The sequence below is a fragment of the Klebsiella ornithinolytica genome (genome assembly GCF_030505655.1).
Classification (GTDB): Bacteria; Pseudomonadota; Gammaproteobacteria; order Enterobacterales; family Enterobacteriaceae; genus Klebsiella; species Klebsiella ornithinolytica.
The window spans coordinates 5,192,287-5,205,545 of the sequence record NZ_CP130153.1; the positions used below are offsets into that span (position 1 = coordinate 5,192,287).

The window sequence follows — 13,259 nt, forward strand, 5'->3', positions numbered from 1 at the left end:
CCTTACCATGGAGGGTGAGGCATTTACCTGGCCGCCTGCAGCCCTCCCGCCACGTGATGGAGGGGCCCGGTCCTGGAATGAGCATGAATCATGCGTAGAAATGAGATCCAGCAGTCCGTTCTCAACGAACTGGTGCGCTGGATAAAAAACAACCTCGAGAAAAAACTCACGGTCAATGCACTCAGCGCGTTTTCCGGGTATTCCGAGTGGCACCTCTTTCGTTTGTTCCGCCATCATTTTAATATGTCGCCGATGGAATATATCAGGCAACAGCGCATGTCGCTATGCCGTGATTTATTACAGGTGCAGCCGGCTTTCCGTATCGTCGATATTTGTATTATGGCCGGATATGAAGACATCAGCGCATTTAACCGGACATTTAAGAGGTATTATTCGGTCACTCCCACGCAGTTTCGCCAGCGCATCAATGAACAATCTGGATAATGTTTCCTGGCGATAAAAATAAAAGGCCGGGAACAGCGCAATGTTCCCGGCCAGGCAGAACAGGATCAGAAATGTGTATTTACACTGACATAGAAGGTCCGCCCTGACTCATTATAGGTCTCCGCCCCGGCACCGTATAAATAGGCGCCGGTGGTCGCGTTCCCGGTCGTTTGTGCATTCCCGGCACGATAGTGGCGTATATCAAAGAGGTTATCCACGCCGCTGGTCAGGCTCAGATTTTTGTTCACATCCCAGGTCGCGCTCAGCCCGACGATGCTGTACGGACTCACTTCGTTCAGCTCACTACCGGATACCGCCTCACCTTTGTAATTGAAACGCTTAGGTTTCTGCCGCCCGTACCAGGTAAAAGTGCTTTGCAACGAGAGATCGTCGCGGACCTGCCAGCCGAGCGTAGAGTTAAGGGTAAACTGCGGAATCACCGACAGGCGATCGCCGGTCGTCTTGTTCTTACTTTGCAACATCCAGGTCAGGTTATTACTCCAGTTGACCGTTTCACTCACCGGCAGGTTAAGCGAACCTTCCAGCCCCTCCACCAGCGCTTTGGGTACGTTCTCCCACTGATAAATATTCGTTGTTCCATTGCTCGCCGTACCGACGGCTGAATACCCGGACTCAATTTTATTGTGGTAGTCGTTACGGAACCAGGTTATCCCCGCCTGATAGCCTTCGTGCTTGTATTCCAGACCAATCTCTTTGTTAACGCTGGTTTCCGCCTTCAGATCGCTATTTCCCATCAGATAACAAGCCGAACTGCTGGCGTAGCACCCCTGGCCGTTACTATAGAGAATATAGTTGGGGTTAAGCTGATAGAGGTTCGGCGCTTTATAGGCGCGGGCAATGCCGAGCTTCAGGGTCCAGTCGTCGCTCAGTCCCTGCGACAGATTAAGCGACGGGCTCCAGTTATTACCGACGAGGCTGTGATGGTCAAAACGCAGAGCCGGCGTCAGCATCGTACTCTCGGTTAGCGCGATATTATCTTCCGTAAACAGCGAGAAAATTTCGGCGCTGCTGTAAGGAGTGCGGCCGGAGGTCGAAATACCGTCGATGGCGCCGTAAGAGAGCGCCTGGGTGGTCGACACGCCATCTTTCATACGCTGCTGATTCCACTCGGTGCCCAGCGTCAGGTTCTGCTCAACGCCCAGGGTAAACGGAATATTGACCTCGCTGTGCAGCAGAACGTCCGCCAGATCGATATCCGAGAATTCGCTGCTGGAGAAGATGCCCTCGGTCCCGCCCGCCAGACCTTCATTCATACGGGAGTTACGGGTATGTTCATACTGCGCATAGCTGTTGCTGGTGACGCCGTTGTCCCAGCCTCCGGTCCAGGTAAGGCCGTAGGTCTGACGGTAAATTCGGTTGGTCTCTTTACCGTACATGCTTTTCACTAGCGTACTGGTATTGGTATTCTGCGTATCACCCGCGTAGAGGTTGCCCTGGCGGCTATAGCCAGTTTCAAACTCCAGCGCCTGCATAGGGGCAAATTCCCAGCGCAGCTTACCGTGGATATCTTTGTTCACCACCCCTTCACGCCCGGCAGGATAAGATCCGGCATAGCTGCCGGTCCGCTCCGCCTCGTGGCCGGCGTTAATATCCTGGGCATCAGCCTGGGTTTTACTCAGATTGCCCCATAAATTAAAACTCACGCTGTCCGACATCGGCCCCTCAAGGCTGAAGTTCGTCCGCTTCGTCGCCCCCTCTTTTCGGTGCTGAGGCGCATTCATGTAGGTATTCCAGGAGCCATGCCATTCGTTATTCACAGGCTTAGTGATGATATTCACGACGCCACCCATTGCACCGTTGCCATAGCGCGCCGCCGCAGGGCCGCGAATCACATCAATGTGGTCGATCATCTCCGCGGGAACCCAACCGGTGTCGCCACGCGTATCGCGATCGCCGCGCCAGCCATAGCGTACCGAATTGCGACTGGTCACCGGCTTACCATCGATCAGGATCAGCGTATTCTCTGGTCCCATACCGCGGATATCGATCTGCCGGTTATTCCCGCGCTGGCCGCTGGTCGAGTTGCCGGTGAGGTTCACCCCCGGCTGAGTACGAATCAGTTCGGAGATATCGCGTGCCGGCGGGTGTTTGCGTATTTCGTCAGCCGTGAGCGTTGAAACGCCCGGCGCCTGTAAGGTCTGTCTGGCAGCGGTCACGACCATCGTCTCTTCGTTTTTGGCCGCAGCGCTGTCGGCGTCCTTTGCCTCTTCCGGTATGCTGCTATCGGCGGCCTGCGCGGGTAGCGCCGCGCCCCAGATAGCCAGATGAATTAGCACGGCCAGCGAGTAGTGTGAGTTTCGTTTCATGGAGTATGCCCTGTTTTCTTTTTTTGCTGTCGGGGCGCGCCTCCTTCATCCTGAGATAAACAGCGGCAATCATTTTCATGCGAACAACTTCATGCCTGGTTTTGGCATAGCAAGGCCCTCCCGGAGAATGAACGGGATATAACTAGCCTGTGGCCAAAATATAAAATCTCACCCTGTCAAAAATGAAAAATACGCGCCTGCACTATTCTTAGATAGCGTCTTTCGATCAGCCTTAGAGATGATTATTGTGCGTTATCACGTTATTAGAAATGAGATTCATTATCAAGTTGATAATGTAAAACAGCGGAAACAGATTGAAATATAACAAATAAAACAACAGGATAAATTACAAACAATATTCTCAAGACACTCAAATAATTAATAACAACACTTACAACAACATAAAAAAAACATTATTCAATCATATTATCTCCATAATCATTTATGGCTGCTGATCCCTTTATAAAAATAAAATGAATACCCCACAACAGAGAGCATAGCCCGCCCAGCAATATGCCTGCCAGAATCGAGGCAAAGAGTCTCTCTTTTTGCAGCACAAAAGTCGCGCTCGCCTCTGACACAACCGGCGATGTCTCCCCGCGCGGTCGGGAAAACGAACAGGCTAACCCCCCAGAGTTGACTAAAATAAAGGGATGCACCTGCGGAGCCTCTCTCCATGAACATCCTCTCATTTCAACGACCCGCTATCGCCAGCTTTGCCTGCCTTATTGCCCTGCTGTTTGCCGGTTCTGTTTATGCGGCAGTTGGGGAAAAGAAACCACCGCCTCAGGAAAAACGAGAGGCGCTGGAACTCAATACGCAAGAGATGCAGAAGCCCTGGCAAGGCGATCTCCCCGGTATGCTCGACAGACGCGTCATCAGAGTGTTAACCACTTACAGCAAAACCTTTTTCTTTATCGACAAAGGCACCCAGCGCGGGGCAACGCATGACATCTTTATTGAGTACGAACGCAGCCTTAATCAACAGTTGATGAAGGAGAAAAAGCTCAAACATCGCCATCTCAAGGTACGGATCATTTTCGTCCCGGTGGCCCGCGACCAGCTTTTCAGCGCACTCGTTGCCGGCAAAGGAGATATCGTCGCCGCAAATCTTACGGTTACCGAGGAGCGGCAGCAGCAGGCTGACTTCACGATACCGCTCTATTCCAATGTTCAGGAGCTCCTGCTCTCCGGGCCAGGTTCACCGGAAGTCGCCAACCTGGAACAACTTTCTGGCAAAGAGGTATTTGTTCGTCAGTCATCAAGCTATTACCAAAGCCTGGTCGCCCTGAATGCCCACTTTGCGAAAGAATCTCGTCCGCCGGTTATTATCGCAGCCGCTCCGGAATCGCTCGAAGATGAGGACCTGATAGAAATGCTCAGCGCTGGCCTTATTCCGTTGACGGTCGTCGATCGTCATAAGGCTCTGTTCTGGAAACAAGTATTTCCCAAAATTGAGGTGCATCAGGACATTGTCCTGCGTAAAGATGCCAGCATCGGCTGGGCGGTACGTAAAAACAGCCCGCAGCTTCTCGCCTCGCTAAACCACTTTGTGAAGGCTAACGGTCAGGGCAGCAAGCTGGGAAATACCATCCTGTTGCGCTATCTGAAGAACGCGAAATATGTCAAAAATGCCGCCGCGCAGAAGGAACGGCAGAAATTTCTGGCGATGGTGGATATCTTCCGTAAATACGGCGATCGATATGACGTTGACTGGCTGTTAATGGCGGCCCAGGGTTATCAGGAATCGCGTCTCAATCAGTCGGTTCGTAGCCACGTGGGCGCCATCGGCGTTATGCAGGTGATGCCGCGGACCGGCAAAGAGCTGAAGGTCGGAGATATCAGCAAGCTGGATCCGAATATCCATGCCGGGGTGAAATATATGCGCTGGATGATCGACCATTACTATGGCGACGAGCCGATGACCCGACTCGACAAAGCGCTCTTTTCATTCGCATCCTATAACGCCGGGCCAGCCCGTATCGCCCGCCTGCGGACAGAAACCAGCAAGCGCGGTTTTAACCCTGATATCTGGTTTGGCAATGTGGAATATCTGGCCGCGGAGAAGATCGGTTCCGAGACCGTCACTTACGTCAGCAATATCTATAAGTACTACATTGCCTATCGGCTGATCGTCGATGAGATGGCGCGGAAGCAAAAAGCCACGGCCCACTCCAGCGGCGCGGCAGCGCCCGCCGCGGAACAGAGCGCTCCCGCCACGCCGTGAGGCGGTCGCATCGCTGGATACGCGGAGAGAGCAGACATAAAAAAGCCCCAAAACGGGGCTTTTTCTTATGCTTTAACGGCAGTGTCTAAGGATGGTCTTAGAACGGGATATCGTCATCGAAATCCATCGGGGGTTCGTTAGAAGGTGCTGCCGGTGCCTGCTGCTGCGGACGAGACTGTGCGCCGCCGCTAAACTGGTTGCCGCCCTGCGGCTGCTGAGGCTGACCCCAACCGCCCTGCTGCTGACCGCCGCCTGCCGGAGCGCCTGCGCCCTGCTGACGACCGCCGAGCATTTGCATCGTGCCGCCAACGTTAACCACGATCTCGGTGGTGTATTTTTCCTGACCAGATTGGTCAGTCCATTTACGGGTACGCAGCTGGCCTTCAATATAGACCTGAGAACCTTTACGCAGATACTCGCCGGCCACTTCCGCCAGTTTGCCGAACAGCACAACGCGGTGCCATTCAGTCTGCTCTTTCATCTCACCGGTCGCTTTATCACGCCAGGATTCGGAAGTAGCCAGCGTAATGTTGGCAACTGCGCCACCACTCGGCATGTAGCGTACTTCCGGGTCCTGGCCCAGATTACCGACGAGAATCACCTTGTTTACGCCTCTGCTGGCCATGTTTGTGTCTCCTGAATGCGTTTCTTAATAGTGTAAACGCGCGAGTGTACCATTTCCAGGCGCTATGTTGATAGCTGGGAAGTATGTTCCAGATAACTCTCGCGGTAAGACATTTTTGCACACCCCGCAGGAAAATGCATTCCGATACTGTATATTCAAACAGGTTAAATTGTGTCATAATTAGCCGTTTCTGCCGTTTGTCCTTCTAACAAACCAGGCAATCCGCGTATCTACCGGGAAAGGTGAATGGATAAGATCGAAGTTCGGGGCGCCCGCACCCATAATCTCAAAAACATCAACCTCGTCATCCCACGCGACAAACTGATTGTCGTCACCGGGCTGTCAGGGTCAGGCAAATCCTCATTGGCTTTCGACACACTGTATGCCGAAGGGCAACGTCGCTACGTTGAATCACTCTCTGCCTATGCGCGCCAGTTCCTGTCGCTAATGGAGAAGCCGGACGTCGATCATATCGAAGGGCTGTCGCCGGCGATTTCCATTGAACAGAAATCAACGTCCCATAACCCTCGCTCTACGGTGGGGACCATTACCGAAATTCACGACTATCTGCGCCTGCTGTACGCGCGCGTCGGCGAGCCGCGCTGCCCGGACCATGATGTTCCTCTGGCCGCACAGACCGTCAGCCAGATGGTCGACAACGTGCTCTCGCAACCGGAAGGCCAGCGCCTGATGCTGCTGGCGCCAATCATTAAAGAACGTAAAGGCGAGCACACCAAAACGCTGGAGAACCTGGCCAGCCAGGGCTATATCCGCGCCAGGATCGACGGCGAGGTCTGCGATCTTTCCGATCCGCCGAAGCTGGAACTGCAAAAGAAACACACCATTGAGGTGGTGATCGATCGCTTCAAAGTGCGTGACGATCTGTCCCAGCGTCTGGCCGAATCCTTTGAAACCGCTCTGGATCTTTCCGGCGGTACCGCCGTTGTCGCCAATATGGACGATGAAAAAGCGGAAGAGCTGCTGTTCTCCGCCAATTTTGCCTGCCCGATTTGCGGCTACAGCATGCGTGAACTGGAACCTCGTCTGTTCTCGTTCAACAACCCGGCAGGCGCCTGCCCGACCTGTGATGGTCTGGGCGTTCAGCAGTACTTCGATCCCGACAGGGTTATCCAGAATGCGGAGCTGTCGCTGGCGGGCGGCGCCATTCGCGGCTGGGATCGCCGTAACTTCTACTACTTCCAGATGCTGAAGTCGCTGGCAGAGCATTATCAGTTCGATATCGAGGCGCCGTGGGGCACCCTGAACGCCGACGTACAGAAGGTCATTTTGTACGGTTCAGGCAAAGAGAATATTGAATTCAAATACATGAACGACCGTGGCGATACTTCAGTACGCCGTCACCCGTTCGAAGGCGTGCTGCATAATATGGAACGCCGCTACAAAGAGACGGAATCCAGCGCGGTGCGCGAAGAGCTGGCGAAATTTATCAGCAATCGCCCGTGCGCCAGCTGTGACGGTACCCGTCTGCGCCGCGAAGCTCGCCACGTCTTTGTCGAAAATACGCCGCTGCCCACCATCTCTGACATGAGCATTGGCCACGCGATGGATTTCTTCACCAATCTGAAGCTGTCCGGCCAGCGGGCGCAAATTGCGGAGAAAGTGCTGAAAGAGATTGGCGATCGCCTGAAATTCCTCGTCAACGTCGGCCTGAACTACCTGACGCTCTCCCGTTCGGCAGAAACGCTCTCCGGCGGTGAAGCCCAGCGTATTCGCCTGGCAAGCCAGATTGGCGCCGGCCTGGTCGGCGTGATGTATGTGCTGGATGAGCCGTCCATCGGCCTGCATCAGCGCGATAACGAACGTCTGCTCGGCACGCTGGTTCATCTGCGTAATCTGGGCAATACGGTGATTGTCGTCGAGCATGATGAAGACGCCATCCGCGCCGCCGACCACGTCATCGATATCGGCCCAGGGGCCGGGGTACACGGCGGCCAGGTCGTGGCTGAAGGAACGCTGGACGCGATCATGGCGGTGCCTGAATCCCTGACCGGGCAGTACATGAGCGGCAAACGCAAGATTGAAGTACCGAAGCAGCGCGTGCCTGCCGACGCGGAAAAAGTGCTCAGGCTCACCGGTGCGCGCGGTAACAACCTGAAGGATGTGACGCTGACGCTGCCGGTCGGCCTGTTTACCTGTATCACCGGGGTCTCCGGTTCAGGTAAATCAACGCTGATTAACGATACGCTGTTCCCGATTGCCCAGCGTCAGCTCAACGGCGCCACCATCGTCGAACCTGCGCCATATCGCGATGTGCAGGGGCTGGAACACTTCGATAAGGTCATCGATATCGACCAGAGCCCGATCGGCCGTACGCCGCGCTCAAACCCGGCAACCTATACCGGCGTCTTCACACCGGTACGTGAACTGTTTGCCGGCGTGCCGGAATCGCGCTCACGCGGCTATACGCCTGGGCGCTTCAGTTTTAACGTCCGCGGCGGGCGCTGTGAAGCCTGCCAGGGTGATGGCGTGATTAAAGTCGAAATGCACTTCCTGCCGGATATTTATGTGCCGTGTGACCAGTGCAAAGGCAAGCGCTATAACCGCGAAACGCTGGAGATTAAGTACAAAGGCAAGACCATTCATGAAGTGCTGGATATGACCATTGAAGAAGCGCGTGAGTTCTTTGATGCCGTTCCGGCGCTGGCGCGTAAGCTGCAAACGCTGATGGACGTCGGCCTGACCTATATTCGTCTCGGCCAGTCCGCTACGACGCTGTCCGGCGGCGAGGCCCAGCGCGTGAAGCTGGCGCGCGAGCTGTCAAAACGCGGTACCGGCCAGACGCTGTATATTCTCGATGAGCCGACGACGGGGCTGCACTTTGCCGATATCCAGCAGCTGCTGGACGTTCTGCACCAGCTGCGCGATCAGGGCAACACCATCGTGGTCATTGAGCACAACCTGGATGTCATCAAAACGGCGGACTGGATCGTTGATCTTGGGCCGGAAGGCGGCAGCGGCGGCGGTGAAATCCTCGTCTCCGGTACGCCAGAGACCGTTGCAGAGTGCGAAGCCTCGCACACCGCGCGCTTCCTCAAACCCTTGCTGAGCTAATCACCGTGAAAGCTGCTGTCGGGTTGGTTCCGACAGCAGCCGTACCGCCTGCTGGTAGGAGGCATCCACCAGGTAGTAAATCTGCGAATCCGGCAAAGACCCATCAAGAAAGACCGTACTCCAGTGGGCTTTATTCAGATGTCTGCTGGGGCGGATATCCACATGCTGTTCCCGCAGCAGTTCGGCAAGCTCCGGACTGGCTTTCAGCGACACGGCTGGCCGCTTATCTTCCACTTCTTTCACTAATGCAAAGAGCACGTCCGACACTTTAATCTGCGTGGCCTTCCAGTCGCTGTGCACGCTTTGCTCTGCGCCCGGTTTTGCCATGCAGTACAGCAATAACTCCGAAATTGTCATCTGTTATTCCCCCGTGAGCGTCGCAACGATATGCCGCGAACCGCCGTGAATACGATGTTCCCCTAACCAGATCCCTTGCCAGGTCCCGAGACTGACGCGCCCGTCCTGCACCGGCAGCAACAGGGAGACGCCAAGCATCGACGACTTGATATGCGACGGCATATCATCAGGACCTTCATAATCATGTTCGTACGGCGCATTATCCGGCACCGCGTTGAGAAAATACTGCTCCATGTCGTAGCGGACGGTCGGATCGCAGTTTTCGTTAAGCGTCAGGGAAGCGGAAGTGTGCTGGAGCAGCAGATGCAACATACCGACTTTGACGCGCGACAGCGCGTGGAGCTGGCCGAGGATCTCGTCAGTTACCAGATGAAAACCGCGAGATTTTGCGCCTAACGTCAAAGTTTGTTGATGCCACATAAACGACCCCTGTTGCGAATGAATCTCTCTAAGTGTGCAGCAATAAGCGAAAAGGTAAAACCTCCCCACGCGCTTTTTCGTACAAAAAAGCGGCAGCCCGGAGGCTGCCGCTTTCGCTTCTGACACATTTGCGCAGAAGGTGAAATTAGTATTCTGAATTGACGATCACTTCTTCACCCTGCGCTCCGGCCATCGGCAGAGGTTTATATGACGAGTTTGACGCGCGCAGTACGCGAATGCCGCGAGCCCCGGCATCACGCGCGGCAGAGATGTCGTTATCGGAATCCCCGTAGAAGACCTTAATATTCTTCTCTTTCAGCCATTGGACTTTCGTATTCTGCCCCGGCTTGTCGCCGGCAAAAATAACCGGGTTCATGTTTGCCGCCGGTATCAGGAAATCATCCTGCAGCGTTTTCGAGACCGTTTCAGTTTTGGTCTGACTGCGCCCGGTAACGAAATAAATGCTATCGCCGCGCTTCACATGCATCGCAATCAGATGGCGCGCCACCTCTTTTGGCATGCTGAATTCGTCCCAACCGTTATTCATTTTTTCCCAGAATTCCGGGTTTTTCAGGTAAGCATCGCTGCCGGGAGAGAAAGTTTTTTGGCCGCGCCAGAAACCTGGGCTGGAAAACAGAACGGTGTCATCGATATCAAAACCCACGGCAAACGGCTGACGACCCAACAGGCTGTTTTCAATCTGTGCGACGGAAACCCAGTGAACAGGCGCCTGCTCAGCCAGTCTGGCGACGTTGGTACCTGGATTTAATTGTGACGGAGAAGACTCCAGGGCGATTGCCGAGTGATTTAACGTGAAAAGTAAACAGAAGGCGCTAAAGGCCAAAGTTATCTTGCGCATAGTTATCCCTTTTAAGCGTCACCCTGCCAACTGCCGCTTTGCTGGCCGCAAGGCGCCTGAGGCAGCCGTCGCGATACAGCGCGGATGACGGTGCGTATGAGTCGTCGAATCGTTATAATTTTCAATAATGTGGCTGCTTATTACTGGACCCTGACCTTAACCCCGGCCTTCGCCGATGAAAAGAATTTTCTGCTCAGATGTCATAGAAAAAGAGAATGATCACACTTCGGAAGGGAGTAGTCCTTTCCCGCAGACGGGAAAGGACATGATATTCGCGGAAAATTAGATAACGGCGGAAAATGCCTGCGCGACGCGCTGGACGTTACGTGAATTGAGACCCGCCACGCACATCCGGCCGCTGGAAATCAGATACACGCCAAACTCTTCACGCAGACGATCAACCTGTGCCGCACTCAGGCCGGTGTAGCTGAACATCCCACGTTGTTTGAGCAGGTAGTCAAAATTGACGCCCGGTAGCGCTTCTTTCAGGACATTCACCAGCTCCTGACGCATCGCCAGAATACGCGAACGCATCTCTTCGACTTCCGCCAGCCAGCAGGCTTTCAGCTCCGCATCATTCAATACGGTCGCGACAACCTGAGCGCCAAAGTTCGGCGGGCTGGAGTAATTGCGACGGACGGTCGCCTTCAGTTGCCCCAGCACGCGGTTTGCGGTTTCTGTGTCTTCGCAAACGATCGACAGGCCGCCCACGCGCTCACCGTACAGCGAGAAAATTTTCGAGAAGGAGTTGCTGACCAGCATCGGTATGCCGGCGTGGGCGATCGCGCGAATCGCGTAAGCATCATCATCCATTCCCGCCCCAAAGCCCTGATAGGCGATATCGAGGAAAGGAATCAGGTTGCGCGCTTTCAGCACCTCGGCGATTTGATCCCACTGGGCATGATTCAGATCGGCGCCCGTCGGGTTATGGCAGCACGGATGTAGCAGCACAATATCGCGCTCAGGCAGGGTCTGCAGTTTCGCCAGCAGCGCATCAAAACGCACGCCGTTGGTCTCGTTATCAAACCAAGGGTAAGTGCTTACTTCGAAGCCAGCCCCTTCGAATATGGCGATATGGTTCTCCCAGGTCGGGTCGCTGACCCAAACGCGAGAACCCGGGAAGTAGCGTTTTAGAAAATCGGCACCCACTTTCAATGCGCCGGAACCGCCCAGCGTCTGAATAGAGGCGACGCGCTTTTGCACCAGCACCGGGTGTTCTGCACCGAACAACAGCGGGGCAATCGCGTTGCGATAAGCGTTCAGCCCTTCCATCGGTAGATACAACGAGGCGCCGTGCGGCTGAGCGTTAAGACGCGCTTCCGCTTCAGCAACCGCCTGTAGCTGCGGGATAATCCCGTCTTCGTTGTAATAGAGGCCGATGCTAAGGTTTACTTTGTCACTACGCGGATCTTCTTTGAAACGCTCCATCAAGGAGAGAATGGGATCGCCAGCGTAGGCGTCAACTTTTTGAAACACGTGATGTTTCTCCGGGTTTACGAGAGGCAGGTCATAACACAATAAACCGGAAGCAGAAGAAGATCGAGAGGATGTTGGCGGATAGTTGGCGGAAAGTCGGCGAAGATCGCACGCATCTCGTTCGCCCTCAGGGGAATCTCCCGACTCGCAGCGTAAAGCCTGCGTCGGTTCCTGACGACACCCCCGGTCAGCGCAGCCCTGCCGGAGATGTCACAACCGCGATGTATCGACCCGACGTACGCTTAATCCACGTACTTCATCGAGACTCTGGAAGTCAGGCGGGTAATAAGTTCGTAAGCACTCACATTCGTCAGTGCGGCAATACGCTCGACGGGCAGGCCTTCCCCCCAGAGCACCACCGGGTCGCCGGACCTATCCTGCGCCTCAGGCCCAAGATCGACGCAAATCATATCCATCGCCACACGACCAACAATCGGCACTTCCCGGCCGTTAACCAGCACCGGTGTACCGGTGGGCGCCGCGCGCGGGTAGCCGTCGCCGTAGCCCATCGCCACCACGCCTAGCCGGGTATCTCGTTCGCTCACCCAGGTACCGCCATAGCCTACCGGTTCACCCGCTTTATGTTCGCGTACGGCAATCAGGCTCGACGTCAGCGACATCACCGGCTGACAACCAAAATCTGCGCCGGTGGAAGGGCTATCCAGCGGCGATACGCCGTACAGGATGATGCCCGGGCGGACCCAGTCAAAATGCGACTGCGGCCACAGCAAAATTCCGCCCGATGCCGCGATGGAACGCAGGCCAGGCTTGCCTTCACTGAAGGTGGTGAAAATATCCAGCTGGCGTTCGGTGGCGCCGCATTCGGGCTCATCCGCCCGCGCGAAGTGGCTGACGATATTGACCGGCTGGCGCACGTTTTTACACTGGCTTAAACGCTGCCAGAAGGCACCCGCCTGCTCCGGCAGGACGCCCAGACGATGCATCCCGGTGTCCAGTTTCATCCAGACGGTGACGGGCTCAGGCAGCTCAGCCTGCTCCAGCGCTTCCAGCTGCTCCGGGCTGTGTACCGCCGTATGCAGTTGCTGCGCGGAAATAACCGGCAGATCGGCCGCATCAAAGAAACCTTCCAGCAGCAGGACCGGTTTCGTGATACCGCCAGCGCGCAGGCGCAGGGCTTCTTCGAGACGGGCGACGCCAAAGGCATCGGCATCAGGGAGCGTTCGCGCGGTCTCGAGAAGACCGTGTCCGTAAGCGTTCGCTTTCACCACTGCAACCAGTTTACTGGCAGGCGCCAGTTCACGCAGACGTTGCAGGTTGTGTCGCAGAGCGCGGCGGTTAATGACAACAGTTGCCGCTTGCATTTAAATTCCTTGATAAAAAGATCGCCTAAATCATGCGTGTTCGCGCAGGCGTTTCTGAACAGCGCCTGCGCTGGCCCGAAGGGGCGAGGACGCAGTCCGGGTCACGCAACAAACCTGAGAGTCTCCGGGA

10 protein-coding genes are annotated in these 13,259 nt (G+C 55.2%); 3 read left to right on the forward strand and 7 right to left on the reverse strand.

The window, feature by feature from the left end:
- The first annotated feature begins 90 nt into the window (after window positions 1–90).
- The gene (locus tag Q1L34_RS24580) at window positions 91–444 is read left to right on the forward strand and encodes a helix-turn-helix transcriptional regulator (RefSeq protein WP_004856490.1); all 354 of its coding nucleotides are present in this window, start codon (window positions 91–93) and stop codon (window positions 442–444) included.
- A 65-nt stretch (window positions 445–509) separates the two neighbouring features.
- Here the strand turns inward: Q1L34_RS24580 and Q1L34_RS24585 are convergent, their stop codons facing one another.
- A complete protein-coding gene (locus tag Q1L34_RS24585; RefSeq protein ID WP_015585362.1) occupies window positions 510–2,771 on the reverse strand; it encodes a TonB-dependent siderophore receptor in 2,262 nt (753 codons plus the stop codon).
- A 676-nt stretch (window positions 2,772–3,447) separates the two neighbouring features.
- Here Q1L34_RS24585 and Q1L34_RS24590 point away from each other — a divergent pair.
- Window positions 3,448–4,998, forward strand: coding sequence for an MltF family protein (locus Q1L34_RS24590; protein WP_015585363.1), 1,551 nt, complete (start codon window positions 3,448–3,450; stop codon window positions 4,996–4,998).
- 97 nt (window positions 4,999–5,095) lie between these two features.
- On the opposite strand, the gene ssb1 is transcribed toward Q1L34_RS24590, so the two are convergent.
- Window positions 5,096–5,623, reverse strand: coding sequence for a single-stranded DNA-binding protein SSB1 (ssb1, locus tag Q1L34_RS24595; protein ID WP_004856483.1), 528 nt, complete (start codon window positions 5,621–5,623; stop codon window positions 5,096–5,098).
- A gap of 246 nt (window positions 5,624–5,869) precedes the next feature.
- On the opposite strand from ssb1, the gene uvrA reads away from it, so the two are divergent.
- Complete coding sequence (gene uvrA / locus Q1L34_RS24600) at window positions 5,870–8,695, forward strand: excinuclease ABC subunit UvrA (protein ID WP_004856481.1); 2,826 nt, start codon at window positions 5,870–5,872, stop codon at window positions 8,693–8,695.
- Here uvrA and Q1L34_RS24605 read toward each other — a convergent pair whose 3' ends face one another.
- The 5 genes from Q1L34_RS24605 to alr all read right to left on the reverse strand — a co-directional run bounded on the left by Q1L34_RS24605 (window position 8,696) and on the right by alr (window position 13,129).
- Window positions 8,696–9,052 (reverse strand): MmcQ/YjbR family DNA-binding protein, encoded by a 357-nt coding sequence (locus Q1L34_RS24605; RefSeq protein WP_004856479.1) that lies wholly within the window; start codon window positions 9,050–9,052, stop codon window positions 8,696–8,698.
- A 3-nt stretch (window positions 9,053–9,055) separates the two neighbouring features.
- Window positions 9,056–9,472: a secondary thiamine-phosphate synthase enzyme YjbQ gene (locus Q1L34_RS24610; RefSeq protein ID WP_004856477.1), complete on the reverse strand. Its 417-nt coding sequence runs from the start codon at window positions 9,470–9,472 to the stop codon at window positions 9,056–9,058.
- Window positions 9,473–9,617: 145 nt separating this feature from the next.
- On the reverse strand, window positions 9,618–10,331 hold the full coding sequence (gene aphA / locus Q1L34_RS24615) for an acid phosphatase AphA (protein WP_004856476.1): 714 nt from the start codon (window positions 10,329–10,331) through the stop codon (window positions 9,618–9,620).
- 282 nt (window positions 10,332–10,613) lie between these two features.
- Window positions 10,614–11,807 (reverse strand): aromatic amino acid transaminase, encoded by a 1,194-nt coding sequence (gene tyrB, locus Q1L34_RS24620; protein WP_065905666.1) that lies wholly within the window; start codon window positions 11,805–11,807, stop codon window positions 10,614–10,616.
- Window positions 11,808–12,049: 242 nt separating this feature from the next.
- The gene (alr, locus tag Q1L34_RS24625; RefSeq protein WP_004856473.1) at window positions 12,050–13,129 is read right to left on the reverse strand and encodes an alanine racemase; all 1,080 of its coding nucleotides are present in this window, start codon (window positions 13,127–13,129) and stop codon (window positions 12,050–12,052) included.
- Between the last annotated feature and the right edge of the window lie 130 nt (window positions 13,130–13,259).